Annotated in this window: 12 protein-coding genes and 1 tRNA gene; 10 read left to right on the forward strand and 3 right to left on the reverse strand. The window is 51.0% G+C overall.

The window, feature by feature from the left end; genetic code table 11:
• Positions 1-17 precede the first annotated feature (17 nt).
• Positions 18-92, forward strand: a tRNA-His gene (locus MOY_RS00990).
• A 132-nt stretch (positions 93-224) separates the two neighbouring features.
• Here the strand turns inward: MOY_RS00990 and MOY_RS17460 are convergent.
• Positions 225-2,333 (reverse strand): EAL domain-containing protein, encoded by a 2,109-nt coding sequence (locus MOY_RS17460; RefSeq protein ID WP_235803661.1) that lies wholly within the window; start codon positions 2,331-2,333, stop codon positions 225-227.
• A gap of 165 nt (positions 2,334-2,498) precedes the next feature.
• Complete coding sequence (locus MOY_RS17465) at positions 2,499-3,599, reverse strand: ammonium transporter (RefSeq protein ID WP_009095516.1); 1,101 nt, start codon at positions 3,597-3,599, stop codon at positions 2,499-2,501.
• 334 nt (positions 3,600-3,933) lie between these two features.
• Between MOY_RS17465 and MOY_RS01000 the strand changes: the two genes are divergently transcribed.
• The 4 genes from MOY_RS01000 (at position 3,934) to MOY_RS01020 (ending at position 8,180) form a co-directional block, all read left to right on the forward strand.
• Complete coding sequence (locus tag MOY_RS01000) at positions 3,934-5,175, forward strand: NAD(P)/FAD-dependent oxidoreductase (RefSeq protein ID WP_009095517.1); 1,242 nt, start codon at positions 3,934-3,936, stop codon at positions 5,173-5,175.
• Positions 5,176-5,316: 141 nt separating this feature from the next.
• Positions 5,317-5,526 carry a hypothetical protein gene (locus MOY_RS01005; RefSeq protein WP_009095518.1) on the forward strand — a complete coding sequence of 70 codons (210 nt, stop codon included), beginning with the start codon at positions 5,317-5,319 and terminating at the stop codon, positions 5,524-5,526.
• A gap of 285 nt (positions 5,527-5,811) precedes the next feature.
• Complete coding sequence (locus tag MOY_RS01015) at positions 5,812-7,401, forward strand: peptide chain release factor 3 (protein WP_009095520.1); 1,590 nt, start codon at positions 5,812-5,814, stop codon at positions 7,399-7,401.
• A gap of 11 nt (positions 7,402-7,412) precedes the next feature.
• Positions 7,413-8,180 carry a TatD family hydrolase gene (locus tag MOY_RS01020; RefSeq protein WP_009095522.1) on the forward strand — a complete coding sequence of 256 codons (768 nt, stop codon included), beginning with the start codon at positions 7,413-7,415 and terminating at the stop codon, positions 8,178-8,180.
• Between the two features lie 22 nt (positions 8,181-8,202).
• Here MOY_RS01020 and ygfZ read toward each other — a convergent pair whose 3' ends face one another.
• Positions 8,203-9,162: a CAF17-like 4Fe-4S cluster assembly/insertion protein YgfZ gene (gene ygfZ / locus MOY_RS01025; protein WP_009095524.1), complete on the reverse strand. Its 960-nt coding sequence runs from the start codon at positions 9,160-9,162 to the stop codon at positions 8,203-8,205.
• A gap of 295 nt (positions 9,163-9,457) precedes the next feature.
• On the opposite strand from ygfZ, the gene MOY_RS01030 reads away from it, so the two are divergent.
• The 5 genes from MOY_RS01030 (at position 9,458) to MOY_RS01050 (ending at position 14,676) form a co-directional block, all read left to right on the forward strand.
• Entirely contained in the window at positions 9,458-9,655 is a 198-nt protein-coding gene (locus MOY_RS01030) for a hypothetical protein (RefSeq protein WP_009095527.1), read from the forward strand.
• The gene (locus MOY_RS01035; protein ID WP_009095529.1) at positions 9,655-10,062 is read left to right on the forward strand and encodes an OsmC family protein; all 408 of its coding nucleotides are present in this window, start codon (positions 9,655-9,657) and stop codon (positions 10,060-10,062) included. Before MOY_RS01030 ends, MOY_RS01035 begins: the two co-directional genes overlap by 1 nt.
• Before the next feature lie 41 nt (positions 10,063-10,103).
• Complete coding sequence (gene uvrB / locus MOY_RS01040; protein ID WP_009095531.1) at positions 10,104-12,128, forward strand: excinuclease ABC subunit UvrB; 2,025 nt, start codon at positions 10,104-10,106, stop codon at positions 12,126-12,128.
• A 3-nt stretch (positions 12,129-12,131) separates the two neighbouring features.
• Positions 12,132-12,959 carry an endonuclease VIII gene (nei, locus tag MOY_RS01045; RefSeq protein ID WP_009095533.1) on the forward strand — a complete coding sequence of 276 codons (828 nt, stop codon included), beginning with the start codon at positions 12,132-12,134 and terminating at the stop codon, positions 12,957-12,959.
• 211 nt (positions 12,960-13,170) lie between these two features.
• The gene (locus MOY_RS01050) at positions 13,171-14,676 is read left to right on the forward strand and encodes a fumarate hydratase (RefSeq protein ID WP_009095536.1); all 1,506 of its coding nucleotides are present in this window, start codon (positions 13,171-13,173) and stop codon (positions 14,674-14,676) included.

Consider the following 14,676-nt stretch of genomic DNA (forward strand, 5'->3'; position numbering starts at 1 on the left):
CTCAGTTTTAGGTTGTGGTGGATGTAGCTCAGTGGTAGAGCCCCGGATTGTGGCTCCGGTGGTCGTGGGTTCGATCCCCATCATCCACCCCATTAACCTATCAACACATTTGCAACTCTTTCATAAATGGCTGAATTCTTTTTGAGCCAACCTTCCCTATAGATCTTAATCCCTTAGCTTAATTACCTTTGTTTTGCATTGTCGCCTTATCCCCCAGCGTCATTCTATCTTGGCATTACCCTTATGCTATTGTCAGTTGTTTCTGTAATAGCCTCTGGCCTGCCCAGCAGATAACCTTGTGCGTACTCAATTCCTAATGATCTTAGCGTGTCCAGTGTTTCCTGAGTTTCGACATGCTCGGCAATAGTATCGATTTCTAATGCTTTTCCCACCGCGTGAATTGCTTGTACCATAGCCTTGTCAATGGGGTCGTGGTGAATGTTGCGTATAAAGCTGCCATCAATTTTTATATAATTCACGGGTAGTTGCTTAAGATAGCTAAACGAAGAAAGCCCTGTACCAAAATCGTCTAATGCGAACTTGCAACCGAGCGCTTTTAGCGATTGGATTAATTCGCTGACTTTTGAAAGCTGCGCAATGGCAGTGCTCTCGGTAATTTCAAAGCATAAGCTTCCTGCTGGTAGGCCCGCTTTACGTACTTGTTGAATCAGTTCATGGCAAAAAGCACTATCTGAAAGTGATTCTCCAGACAAGTTAATGCCCCAGTAGCCGATTTCGTTATCATCTGAGCCGCGGTGTCGATCCGTTAGCCATGCAAGCGTATTGCGAATTACCCAGCGATCAATCCGTGTCATAAAGTGGTAACGTTCGGCGGCAGGTAGAAAACTGCCGGGCGAAATAAGTATGCCGTTTTCCTCGAGACGTAACAGTATTTCTTGGTAGCCAGGTTTTGTCCCACAAACGGCGCTGACTGGCTGAGCAAAAAGTCGGAAGGTGTCATTATCAAGAGCGTTTTGTAACCGTTGAATCCATTGCAGCTCGCCATGGCGCTCTAATAAATGGCGGTCACTGGGTTGATGGCTATGAATGCGGTTTCTTCCGGCTTCTTTGGCGATGTGGCAGGCGGCATCAGCGGCATGAAGGGCATCTGATAAGTGCATAGGGTGTGCAGGTGTGATCGGCACCAGGCCAATGCTAACGCCAATGCCAAACGTGTGGTTTTGCCAAACAAACCTATAGCATTCGATGTCAGTACGCACTGCTTCACAAATATGTGCGGCTTTGTCTAATGGGCAGTCTGGAAGAATAAGCGCAAACTCATCACCGCCAAGGCGAGCAACCGTGTCACTGTTGCGCACGTGGGTTTTTAGTTTTACCGCTACTTGCCTTAACAGTTCGTCGCCCGCTAGGTGGCCGCAGGTGTCATTAACAATCTTGAACTGGTCTAGATCTAAGTAACAGAGAACATGCGAGTGCTCTGGGTGTTCGAGCAGCTTGGTTAACACGGTTTCAAATGCACGGCGGTTGACTAATCCGGTTAGATTATCGTGAGTTGCTTGGTAGTTAAGCTGTTCAGAGAGTTTTTGTGTCAAGCTTACGTCTTGGAAAACAACCACGGCGCCTAATGTGATGCCCCGCCGAGAGCGAATCGGTGCTGCACTGTGTTGGATTGGGTGGCGCTTGCTGTATCGGTGTAATAATTGGCAGTGTTCGCTGTATTGAACGGCTTCGTGCTGGGTGAGCACCTGGCGGGCAGGGTTGTTAATCAGCTGCTCGTTAACGTCATCATATAATTGATAAACTATTTGTATCGGCTGATTAATGGCATCCTCCAATGTCCAGCCGGTGAGCCGTTGTGCTTCTGTATTCATAAAGGTGATGTTGCCGCTTACGTCACAGGTAATCACTCCGTCGCCGATGGATGCCAGTGTTATGCGAGCAAGGTCCCTTTCTCGATTCAGTTGTTCCTGAAGCTGTTTGCGTTCGGTGATATCTCGCACCATGCCTGAACACTCCGAGGCCGAGCCAATGGCGCCTTCGCTTACCTGAATCTCTAAGTAGCGCACCTGCTGCTCTTTTGTGCGTAGTTTAACTTCATGACGTGCGCCGGGGTGGAGGGTGTTATTGGGAAATAGTTTGCTGACGGGTTGGCCAACTAGCTGTTGAGCGTTTACCCCAAATAAAGCTTCTGCGCCGGGGTTTAGGCCGGTTAGAGTGCCGTCAGACTGCCATGTGATCACACCATCGCGTAATTTGCGGAGCATCACTTGCGTATGGCCTACGGCGCGCTCAAGGGCGGCGGAAACCCGGTTGTAGCCAGCGGCAATCTCGCCTACTTCAGTAAATGGGTCGGCGTCTATGCGTTGGTGCATATCACCCTGCCGCTCGTGTTGTCGCATATGCTCAAGGAGCTGGTGAAGCTCATTTTTTGCGCCATGCTCTGCCAAGTTAAGACCCATTTTTTCAGCGTCTTCAGAGACACGCAGGGGTAAAAAGCGCTGTGTTACGCTGAAGAGCAGCCAGGCGATGCCAAAGCTCTATGCACCACAAACCATCACGCCGATCAATTGGATTCCAAATTGGTCTGTTCGGCTTAGCGCGGTGCCTAAAGTACTCATATCGGCAAACCAGGGAAGTGCTAATGTTCCCCAAACGCCCGCCACTAGGTGGGCAGGTATTGCGCCCACTGCATCGTCAATGCGGCGCTTTAGCAGCCACTCGCTCGAAAGAACCATAAGAACGCCGCTGACACTGCCAAGTAAAAATGCGGCTGATAGTGAAAGGACGTGTGCCCCTGCAGTTACTGCCACTAGCCCTGCTATTGCGCCGTTAATCGCGTACATCACATCGGCATAGCGTCGTATGCGCCAGCCCACTAGCATGGCTGATAAGACTCCGCCTACAGCACCCAGTAGGGTATTGGCGAGAATGCCGGGTACTGCACTGCTAAGCGTTAAAGTGCTTCCTCCATTAAAGCCAAACCAGCCTAAAATCATGAACAGGGCACCAAGCATCGCGAGCGGCAGATTTCCTGCAGGAAACGTGGCGGGCGGTTTATCAGGCTGGAAGCGCCCATGCCTTGGGCCAATAACTAATACGGCGGCTAGCGCCACCCACCCACCGACACTGTGAACTACTGTTGCACCTGCGAAATCGACGAAGCCTAGTGCTGCTAGCCATCCAGGTGATCCGCCTAGTAGGCCGCCCCATGCCCAGTGGCCAAATATGGGATAGATAAGCAGAGCGATCCAAAAGGCCGTCCATAGGTAGCCGATAAATGTCATTCGCTCAGCCACAGCCCCCGCCACGATAGTCGCTGCCGTGGCACAAAACATGGCTTGAAAAATAAAGACCGTTATCAGCCAGCTGTTTGCCGATTCAAGATCCCAGCCAAACAATGATGTGCCAATCCAGCCTGAGTGGGAGGCTCCAAACATCATCCCAAAACCAGCAAGCCAAAACACACTGACGGCGATGGCAAAGTCCGCTAAGTTTTTCATGGCGACGTTGATGGCATTTTTAGTTCGTGTTGTGCCAGCTTCAAGGCACAAAAACCCCGCTTGCATAACGAAAACTAATGCGGCTGCCCACAACACCCAAAGCGTATCGATTAACGTAGTGTCAAAACCGTAAGACATTGGCAAACCCTTGTGCAGTATTGGTGCGTATTCAGCACTGCTATGGTGCTACTAGCTGTCAGGCCCGCTTCATCAAGCCCTGATAGACCTTTTCGTTACGCACACTGATAGATGGGTAACCGTGGTGCTGATAGATATTAAGCAATTGTTGTGCCGCGTTTAGTGAAGTCATCCGTATTTGTGTTTTTTGCGACATGAATATCTAAAAATACACTAAAAAACAGTTTTTATGACTGTGTTAAAGCTTGTCAGATAGTGATATTTTTCAACAAGTTACTTGCGCAGCTACCTGGGCTTATATGCGCAATCATTGTTAAGAAAGGAGTGCATCAAAATGGCGCGTCAATCGGTGGTGTTAGGGGCAGGAATGGTAGGCGTCAGCATTGCATGGCACTTACAGCAGCGTGGTCACCAGGTGACACTCGTCGATCGCAGCCAGCCTGGCCGTGAAACCTCCTTTGGTAATGCGGGCATTATTCAGCGGGAAGCAGTTAGGCCTTACCCCTTTCCTCGGGACATGAAGACTATTCTCAGCGTATTGCCGAATAACCGTGTGGATATTCGTTATCGCCCGGCGGGCATGTTTAATGCAGCATCACCTTTGCTTAGCTACTGGCACCACTCATCTTCGCGGCTTTATAAGAAAATTATTCCTGAGTGGGCTTCATTGATTGAGCTCTGCTTAGAGACCCATGGGCCAATGATTGAAGCCGCTGGCGCGGATCATTTAGTTCGCCGTGAAGGGTGGTTGGAAATTTATCGTACGCCTGAAAAGCTTGCCAAACGTGTGAAAGAGGCAGAAGAGGCGCGAGCGCTATATAACGTGCAGTTTGCGGTGTTAGATCGTGCTGCTCTGACTGCGAAAGAGCCGGATTTAAGCAGTGATATTATCGGGGCTATTCATTGGCTCGATCCATGGACAGTTGCCGATCCGGGTGGGCTAGTAGCTGCATACGCTGCTTCGTTTGTTGAGCAAGGCGGACGAATCTTGCAAACCGATATTAATGGTTTCCAGCAAGAAGGAGAGGGTTGGAAAGTCGATACTGCTGCTGAAACGTTAGAAGCCGATGAGGTTGTCGTGGCGCTTGGGCCGTGGGCAGGTGAGTGGATGAAAAAATTGGGTTACCACTTCCCGACCTTTGTTAAGCGTGGTTACCACATGCACTATGCAACGCAAACCAATGCTAAGCTTAATTACTGGCTGATGGACGCAGAGGTGGGCTATTTGCTGGCGCCTATGAACGCGGGCGTGAGGCTGACGACAGGCGCAGAGCTTGATCGACTTGAGTCGCCGGCTCATGAGCAGCAGTTGGGTGCCGCCGAAAAAGTGGCTCGCACCGTTTTTCCGCTTGGCGAGCGGTGCGACGCAGCTGCTTGGAAAGGCGCACGCCCATGCTTGCCGGATATGAAGCCGGTGATTGGCCCAGCACCGCGTCACCCAGGGCTGTGGTTGGCATTTGGCCATGGCCACCAAGGGTTTACGTTGGGGCCAGCCACAGGACAGTTGCTTGCCGATATGATGGAAAATAAGCCAACGGCTATCGATATGGCGCCGTTCCGCGCAGACCGTTTTTAATTAGCACGGCAGAGGGTATTAAAGCTGCCCTAGAAAGCGACCTATCTGATGAGATGTCTGAACCTAGGTGATGAGAAATTTGGTGTGAAGGTCCCGGATTTGCTACGCTTGAAGCGTATTTTTTGAAATGTGAGGTGAAATATGGATGTTGCCGCAAGCAATGCAGTAAGCACCGCTCTGTACATGAACCAAGCGCAAACCGCTGAGCAAGCTCAAATGCAAGTTTTTAGAGAGGCACTTGAGGATCAGGCTAACCAAGTAACAGAGGTTCTGGCATCATCAACTGCGGGTGCTGAGCCGGATCTTGCGCAAGAGGGTAGCCTAGGTACTCAGGTCAATACATTCGCATAGATGTTTTGCAAAGAGCTATCACAAAGAGCTATTGCAAAAAGCTATCGTAAAAAGCCATCAAAAAACTGTCAAAGAGGCCTCGCGTAAGCAGTCGCTTTTCTGGAATGTACCATTTCAAACGTCGGTTATCCGGCGTTTTTTTGTGCATTGTTTTTGCTTGAGATACATGGTCGTCACCTCGTGGTATGCCGTTATGGCCTAGTTGCGTTACCATATACCCACTCAAGCGCCGCTGTTGTACGCGCTTCCCCGGATTGAATATTGCACCATCTTTCAGAGAGCCTAATGTCTGACGCTAACATAGCGCGCGAAGCTGAACTGCGCCGTACCTTTGCTATCATTTCACACCCTGACGCGGGTAAAACAACTATCACTGAAAAGCTGCTGCTGTTTGGGAACGCTATCCAGATGGCTGGCTCGGTGAAGAGTAAGCGCAATGACCGTCATGCTACTTCTGACTGGATGAAGATGGAGCAGGAGCGGGGTATCTCGGTAACCACCTCGGTGATGCAGTTCCCCTATGGTGGGCGTATTGTAAACCTGCTAGATACGCCAGGGCATGAAGACTTCTCCGAAGATACTTACCGCACGCTGACAGCGGTCGATTCAGCGTTAATGGTGATTGATGGCGCAAAAGGGGTTGAGGATCGCACCATCAAGCTGATGGAGGTGTGTCGTCTGCGCACTACGCCTATCCTGACTTTCATCAATAAGATGGATCGTGATATCCGCGACCCCATTGAGGTGATGGATGAAGTAGAAACCGTATTAAACATTCAGTGTGCGCCGATGACCTGGCCGATTGGCATGGGACGGCACTTCAAAGGGGTGTATCACCTCTATAACGACGTTGTTCATCTGTATACCCAAGGTCAGGGTAGTCGCATTCCTGACGATAAGCGTATTGAAGGGTTAGATAACCCTGAAGTGGATGCTGTGTTGGGTGAAGAGCAAGCAGAAGAACTGCGTATGGAGGTTGAGTTAGTACGCGGTGCGTCCCATGAGTTTGACCTTGAGGCTTACCGCCGCGGCGAGTTATCACCCGTTTATTTTGGTACTGCCATGGGGAACTTTGGCGTACGCGAAATGTTGGATGGCTTTGTAGAGCATGCCCCGGCGCCCCAACCCCGCAATACCGATACGCGTGAAGTGACCGCTCACGATGAGCGCTTTACCGGTTTTGTCTTTAAAATTCAGGCCAACATGGACCCGAATCATCGAGACCGCATTGCCTTCTTGCGCGTATGTTCGGGAAAGTATGAAAAAAACATGAAAATGCGCCATGTGCGTATTGGTAAGGATGTGAAAATTGCCGATGCGTTGACCTTTATGGCCTCGGATCGCTCGCAGGTAGAAGAGGCGTGGCCGGGCGATATTATTGGTTTACACAACCATGGCACTATTCAGATCGGCGATACCTTTACGGTGGGTGAAGATATGCGCTTTACCGGCATTCCTCACTTTGCCCCGGAGCTGTTTAAGCGTGTGCGCTTAAAAGACCCATTGAAAATGAAGGCACTGCAGAAGGGACTTCAGCAGCTTTCAGAAGAGGGGGCTACTCAAGTATTTATGCCGATGGACAATAATGACTTAATTTTAGGTGCGGTAGGTACGCTCCAGTTTGACGTGGTCGCCCACCGGTTGAAGGAAGAGTACAAAGTTGACTGCCTGTATGAAGGCGTCAACGTGCAAACGGCGCGCTGGGTATATTGTGAAGATGCCAAGATGCTGGAGGAGTTCAAGCGCAAGGCCAGTACCAATTTGGCAATCGATGGGGGAGGGTATCTTACCTACATTGCGCCAACCCGGGTTAACTTGCAGATGACCCAGGAGCGTTGGCCCGACATCCGCTTCCAGCCGACTCGCGAGCATTAAGCTCACTGCCTATGTTGATAGATGCCCACTGCCACCTCGATTTTGCCGCGTTTGATGATGATCGCCTCGATGTTATCAATGCGGCCAAAGCGGTGGGTGTGGGCCATTTTGTGGTGCCGGGTACCACACGAACTCGCTGGCCCAATGTGCTTAAGCTAGGGGAGCGCTCGGATGTCAGCCTGTGTCTAGGCTTACATCCCTATTTTATCGCCGAGCACCAGGAGCAGGATCTTGATGCTCTGGAGCAACAGATTGCGGAAAATAAGCATTTCGTCGCTGTCGGTGAGTGCGGCATCGACGGGCGTTTTACAAATACCTTAGATGAGCAGTGGCGCTATTTTGATGCCCAGTTGCGGCTCGCCAAACAGTATGCACTGCCGGTGGTAGTACACTGTGTCAAAGCGAACGACACCGTCAGCAAACGGTTGCGCGAGCTTGCGTTGCCTAGGGGTGGTTTGATTCATGCATTTGCGGGGTCTTACCAACAGGCTGATAGGTTTTTGCAGCTTGGCTATACGCTAGGCTTGGGGGGCAGCGTTACCTTTGAGCGTGCCCAGCGACTGCGTCGCGTGGTTAGTCAGTTACCAGACGATGGCTTTGTGCTGGAAACGGATAGCCCTGATATGCCCCTTAGCGGGTATCAGGGCCAACGTAATGAACCTTGTCGAGTGGCAGGCGTTTGTAAAGCCGTCGCATCGCTACGCAACCAAACGGCGGAGGAGGTCGCGGCACTAAGTAGCGCGAATGCAGCGCGACTGTTTGGGCTTGTTAATTATTAAGGCTTAAGTGATTATCAGGCTGTTATGCATTCACGTTAACGGCTAATTGTTCAGGATCTAAGCGCTCAAGAGCATAAGGTAGCGAACAGAGCGTTACAGATTTATCTTGCCAAAAAATAGCAGGCGTATCTTCGATAACTTTAGTGCTCACAACCGCTAACAGCTCCACGTGCTGCTCTTCACTGAACGCGCTGCTCACCACTTCTCCAGCGCGTTTACCGTCAGCATCTATCAAAGCATCACCTGTGCTAGGCAATGTGGTCGCGGGAACTGAGGCGCGCACCATGCGTTTTTTTACCTGGCCACGAAAATGAGCCCGCGCGACGACTTCCTGGCCGGTATAACAGCCCTTTTTAAAGCTGATCCCTCCTAAGGCTTCCCAGTTAAGCATCTGTGGCAAGAAATGATCCTGCTGTGCGTCGGTAAGCCATGCTATGCCATTGCGGATGTCTTCAAGATGCCACGCATTGCGCGATTGGTCGTCATCGCTCAGTTCATGGTGCGAACTATCTTTGAGGCAAAATAGCCAGCGTGCTTGGCCTGGTATACGCAGCACAAGCGTTTCGCCGTTGCTGTTCTGGGTGTCGGGTAGGTCAGGTAGCGTCATACCCGTTGCCTTGGCTAACGGCAGGGCGTCTGCGCTGGCGCCAACAAAGGTAAGCGTAGGCTGGGTGACTAACTCTGTACGGTAAAAAGCGGCGAATTTTTTTAAGTGTGTTGCCAGTATGTCGACTAGCGAAGCGCTCATTATCAAGCGGAAGTGCTCTTCACTTAAGCGTAGTATCTGAGCATTAGCCAGCATTCTACCTTTTGGGGTGCAAAAGCAGGTTAGCGGTGCAAAGTGGCCATTCGCTAAACTGACTTGGGCGCTGGTCTGACCCTGCAGAAATTTCTCTGCATCCGCACCTATCACATCCAGAGCGCCAAGGTGGGTAAGACGTACATTGCGATTTAGCTGGGTCTGGAAAGTGGCGGCCGCCATAAAAACTCCTGATTGCAGGTGGTTGCTAGTATCTGGCTATTAGCTAGCTATGCCTAAGCGGCAATAGTTTCGTGTAGAGCGCATAATGGATGCAGAGTGCTAATGTATGTAGAGCATACAAACTGTATTTTAAGAATGAAACTGAAACGCGACTTAGTTAGGTGAGGGCGCCGTGAGCCAATTGCAAGACAGCTATGGCATACTAGACATTCTTACTGCACCGGTACTGTGCAGCATATTTGTATAGGTTTCGGCAATCGCCTGACCATAGATTCATTTTTCAAAAGGGTGGCGGATGGCTTATCAATCACTAACGTTTAAGGGCGTAACCACCCCTGAACAGGTCAATAAAATCACCACTGCATTAATGATATTAGATGGCGTCGATAGCGCTGAGGTGGGCCGTTATGGCGCTGAGGTAGAAGGACGTGCTAAGCGGGAGACGCTTATTAAAGCCGTTGAAAAACTTAACCTAGGAGTAAAGGTATCGTAATGCATAAGCCCATCACTATTATTAGCGAGCGCAATCGCGTTTTTCGTCAACGGGTTGAGGTCGACGGTTTGGAGGCGCTGTACTCGGATGTGCCACCGGTCGTTGGTGGTGATGGTAGTGCCCCCGACCCCCATGATTACTTCGATATCGCGCTGGGTACCTGTAAAGCGATTACCGTGCAAATGTACGCGAAGCGTAAGCAGTGGCCTCTAGAGGGAATCACCGTGAAGGTGCAGCGCGATGATAGCCAAGAAAGAAAAGGTGTCTACAGCCTGGCCGTCACGTTGATGCTGCACGGGATTGAAGACCCTGAGCAGCGCACCAAGCTGGAAGAGATCAGCCATCGCTGCCCTATCCAGCGACTGATGACCCAGGCGACAGTAGAAATTACGACGCACACCGAGTAACGCTGCATACTGAGTGTTTCACCCTCAGAACGGGAGTAATGATGAGCAAGGAGTTCAGGCTACAGTCAAAATTTAAGCCTGCCGGTGATCAGCCAACGGCAATCCGTAGTTTAATCAGCGGGCTGGAATCGGGACTTGCCCATCAAACCCTGCTGGGGGTAACCGGTTCAGGTAAGACGTTTACCATGGCAAATGTGGTACAGCAGCTGCAGCGGCCTACCATCGTCATGGCGCCTAATAAAACACTTGCTGCCCAGCTCTACGGGGAATTTAAGTCGTTTTTCCCAGACAACGCGGTTGAGTATTTTGTCTCTTATTACGATTACTATCAGCCGGAAGCATACGTTCCCTCTTCCGATACGTTTATCGAGAAAGATGCTTCGATTAATGACCATATCGAACAAATGCGTCTGTCAGCTACTAAAGCCCTGCTGGAGCGTCGTGATGCGTTAATCGTCGTATCGGTTTCAGCTATCTATGGCCTGGGTGACCCCAACCAGTACCTGAAAATGCGCCTGCATTTTTCCCGTGGTGAGCTGATTGATCAGCGGGCTTTTCTGCGCCGCCTAGCTGAGCTGCAATATACCCGCAACGATATGGATTTTCGTCGGGGTACTTACCGAGTACGCGGCGATGTGATTGATATCTTCCCGGCAGACTCAGATGAAGAGGCGGTACGGGTTGAACTATTTGACAGCGAGATTGACACCATTCGCCTGTTTGATCCGTTGACCGGTGCTGTCCGTGGGGAGGTGCCGCGTATGACCATCTACCCAAAATCGCACTACGTTACGCCGCGGGAAACTATTTTGGGGGCCATTGATGCCATCAAGGGCGAGCTCAAAGAACGCCTGGAATGGATGCGCAAGCACGAGCGGCTGGTGGAAGCGCAACGTCTTGAGCAGCGCACCCTTTACGATATTGAGATGATGCTGGAGCTGGGTTATTGCAACGGCATTGAGAACTACTCGCGCTATCTCTCGGGGCGTGCCCCAGGTGAGCCGCCACCGACTTTCTTCGATTACTTGCCCGATGACGCACTGCTGTTTATAGATGAGTCCCACGTTAGCGTGCCCCAGGTAGGCGGTATGTATAAGGGCGACCGTTCACGCAAAGAGACGCTAGTCGAGTATGGCTTCCGGCTCCCCTCAGCGCTGGACAACCGGCCGATGAAGTTTGAGGAGTGGGAAGCGATAAGCCCGCAGACGATTTTTGTCTCAGCCACGCCGGGGAAATATGAAGCAGAGCACGCCAGCCAGATAGTTGAACAGGTGGTGCGGCCAACCGGGCTGTTAGACCCTGAGATAGAAGTTCGCCCGGCAAGCACCCAAGTAGACGACCTGCTTTCTGAAATCGGCTTACGTACCGCCGTTGGCGAGCGTGTGCTTGTGACCACCTTGACCAAGCGTATGTCTGAAGACCTAACCGAATACCTGGATGAGCACGGTATTCGTGTGCGCTATTTGCACTCCGATATCGATACGGTGGAGCGGGTTGAGATTATTCGTGACCTGCGGCTGGGTAAATTTGATGTATTAGTAGGGATTAACCTGCTTCGCGAAGGGTTGGATATACCCGAAGTGTCGCTGGTGGCTATTCTGGATGCGGATAAAGAGGGCTTTTTACGCGCCGAGCGCTCGCTGATTCAAACCATTGGCCGCGCTGCCCGTAACGCCAACGGTAAAGCGATACTCTATGGCGACAGAATCACTGACTCAATGCGCAAAGCGATTGATGAGACCGATCGGCGCCGCGCCAAACAGGTCGAGCACAATGAAAAACATGGCATTACTCCCACTACGGTCACGCGATCGGTAGCCGATATTCTTGAAGCTGCCCAAGCGCCCGGTAAAAAGAGCAGTCGTCGCCGTGGTTCAGAGCGCAAAGTGGCGGAAAATGCCGCCGAGTACGATGTAACCACCATGAGCAAACAAGACCTGCTAGGCGCTATTAGTAAGCTTGAGGACGCCATGTTTGAAGCAGCACAGAACCTCGAGTTTGAAGAGGCGGCGCGTCTACGTGATCAGCTTCATCAAATGAAAGAAAAGCAGCTGGCGCTGGGGTAAACAATGCCGGAAGGTCCTGAAATTCGCCGTGCTGCTGATAAAATTGAAAAGCAGCTGCGTGGTAAAACCTTGGATGATGTGTGGTTTGCATTCCCCGAGCTTGCTAAACAGGCTAGTTCGTTAATCGGCATTCAAGTAAACGCAGTGGATACCTGGGGAAAGGCGATGCTGATTCGCTTTGCAGATCAGCGGGTGCTGTACTCTCATAATCAGCTGTATGGGGTATGGAAGCTCCATTCAGAAGATAAGCCGCCCCCGACCAAACGCTCTCTTCGCGTTCGTTTAACAGCAGAGGGCAGGGCGGCGAGCCTTTATAGCGCATCGGATGTGTCGCTATGGCATGAAAATGCGCTAGATTCACACCCATTTTTAGCGCGTTTAGGTCCTGACCTGTTGAGCCAGCAGGTAACATCAGGTGATGTACAAAAGCGCTTAAATGACCCCCAGTTCCGGCGGAGAAGCTTGGGGGCGCTGTTGTTAGATCAGCGGCTGGTGGCAGGCTTGGGTAATTACCTGCGAACAGAAATTCTATTTTTTTCTAAGCTTCACCCTAAAATGCGACCTGTGGATTTAACGGCTGTTCAGCTCTCGCTACTAGCCGACTCTATTATTGATATCACTCATCGGGCATACCGCCAGGCAGGAGTTACTAACCTTGACGCGTGGGTTGAGCAGGCAATTGCTGCGAAGGAGCCACGCAGGCAGTGGCGTTTTAGCGCCTTTGAGCGTGCAGGGTTATCGTGCCACCGCTGCGGCAGCATTATTGAGCGAATGATGGTTGGGTCACGTCGGCTGTATTTATGCCCCTGCTGTCAGTTGCTTTCCCCTTAAAGTATTTTATACCGTTATCCTGCTGTTTTCTTAAAGCTTAGATCAAAACATTAGCATTTATGGCTCGGAAGCAGCGTTGAGCGGCTGCCGCTCTCTAGGCAATACGGTATACTCCTCCCACACCCAGACGGCCACGTTTGACGCATTAGTCCATAGCAGTAGTGACGACTAACGGCCGCGGAAAAGACGATAACCGAGGAGCTGTTTGACCATGACCGTGATCCGCCAGGACGACGTGATACAAAGCGTTGCCGATGCTCTGCAGTACATCTCTTACTATCATCCGAAAGACTTTATTGATGCCATGGCAGCCGCCTACGAGCGCGAAGAAAATCCCGCTGCTAAAGATGCTATAGCGCAAATTCTGATCAATTCGCGTATGTGTGCCACTGGCCACCGCCCGATTTGCCAAGATACCGGCATTGTAACGGTCTTTGTACATGTTGGTATGAACGTCACTTGGGATGCGGAGCTTAGCCTTGATGATATGATCAATGAGGGCGTTCGTCGCGCCTATAAGCTGCCGGATAACGTTCTGCGTGCCTCAGTGCTAGCCGACCCCGATGGCAAGCGTGAAAATACTAAAGACAACACGCCGGCAATTATCCATTACAAGATCGTACCTGGCGATAAAGTCGATATTCATGTGGCTGCTAAAGGTGGTGGCAGTGAAGCAAAATCTAAATTTGCCATGCTCAATCCTTCCGATAGCGTAGTGGATTGGGTAATGGAACAGCTGCCAAAAATGGGGGCAGGCTGGTGCCCACCGGGTATGCTGGGTATTGGCATCGGTGGTACCGCTGAAAAGGCCATGGAAATTGCCAAGGAAGCGCTGCTGGATCCTATTGATATTCAAGACTTACAAGCCCGTGGCCCAAGTAACCGTGCTGAAGAGTTGCGTCTTGAATTGTTCGATAAAGTGAACAAAAGCGGCATCGGTGCCCAGGGGTTAGGTGGCTTGACCACCGTGCTGGATATTAAAGTCAAAGATTATCCGACCCACGCCGCTAATAAGCCGGTGGCGATAATCCCCAACTGTGCAGCCACCCGTCATGCTCACTTTACGCTAGATGGTTCAGGCCCTGTTGCACTGCCTGCCCCTAAGCTTGAAGACTGGCCGCAAATTACCCGAGAAGCAGGGGATAACGTTAAACGCGTTAACCTAGATACCGTAACGCCTGAAGAAGTTAAAACCTGGCAGCCGGGTGATACGCTTCTTTTAAATGGCAAGTTATTGACTGGGCGTGATGCGGCACATAAGCGCATGGTTGATATGATTGCAAAAGGGGAGCCGCTGCCTGTTGATATGAAAGGCCGGTTTATCTACTACGTAGGCCCCGTTGATCCCATTGGCGATGAAGTGGTTGGCCCAGCAGGCCCTACTACTGCGACGCGAATGGATAAATTTACCAGGACTATGCTGGAAGAGACGGGCTTATTAGGCATGGTAGGTAAAGCTGAACGTGGCCAAATAGCCATTGACGCAATTCGTGACAACGAAGCGGTTTATTTAATGGCGGTGGGCGGCTCGGCTTACTTGGTAGCCCAAGCAATTAAAAAATCTCGTGTGGTCGGCTTTGAAGATCTGGGCATGGAAGCAATCTACGAATTTGAAGTGGAAGACATGCCGGTAACCGTTGCGGTAGACAGTCTTGGTACTTCTGTCCATCAAACCGGGCCAGCCAAATGGAAGGAAATTATTGCTCAGTCGGCTTAA

The organism is Halomonas sp. GFAJ-1 (assembly GCF_000236625.2).
Taxonomy (GTDB): domain Bacteria; phylum Pseudomonadota; class Gammaproteobacteria; order Pseudomonadales; family Halomonadaceae; genus Vreelandella.

Excerpts from the sequence above, each read along its gene's own strand:
- MOY_RS01005 (WP_009095518.1), top strand. The coding sequence starts at position 5,317 with ATGGATGTTGCCGCAAGCAATGCAGTAAGCACCGCTCTGTACATGAAC.
- MOY_RS01020 (WP_009095522.1), top strand. The coding sequence starts at position 7,413 with ATGTTGATAGATGCCCACTGCCACCTCGATTTTGCCGCGTTTGATGAT.
- ygfZ (WP_009095524.1), bottom strand. The coding sequence starts at position 9,162 with ATGGCGGCCGCCACTTTCCAGACCCAGCTAAATCGCAATGTACGTCTT.
- MOY_RS17465 (WP_009095516.1), bottom strand. The coding sequence starts at position 3,599 with ATGTCTTACGGTTTTGACACTACGTTAATCGATACGCTTTGGGTGTTG.
- MOY_RS01015 (WP_009095520.1), top strand. The coding sequence starts at position 5,812 with ATGTCTGACGCTAACATAGCGCGCGAAGCTGAACTGCGCCGTACCTTT.
- uvrB (WP_009095531.1), top strand. The coding sequence starts at position 10,104 with ATGAGCAAGGAGTTCAGGCTACAGTCAAAATTTAAGCCTGCCGGTGAT.
- MOY_RS01000 (WP_009095517.1), top strand. The coding sequence starts at position 3,934 with ATGGCGCGTCAATCGGTGGTGTTAGGGGCAGGAATGGTAGGCGTCAGC.
- nei (WP_009095533.1), top strand. The coding sequence starts at position 12,132 with ATGCCGGAAGGTCCTGAAATTCGCCGTGCTGCTGATAAAATTGAAAAG.
- MOY_RS01050 (WP_009095536.1), top strand. The coding sequence starts at position 13,171 with ATGACCGTGATCCGCCAGGACGACGTGATACAAAGCGTTGCCGATGCT.
- MOY_RS01030 (WP_009095527.1), top strand. The coding sequence starts at position 9,458 with ATGGCTTATCAATCACTAACGTTTAAGGGCGTAACCACCCCTGAACAG.
- MOY_RS01035 (WP_009095529.1), top strand. The coding sequence starts at position 9,655 with ATGCATAAGCCCATCACTATTATTAGCGAGCGCAATCGCGTTTTTCGT.
- MOY_RS17460 (WP_235803661.1), bottom strand. The coding sequence starts at position 2,333 with ATGCACCAACGCATAGACGCCGACCCATTTACTGAAGTAGGCGAGATT.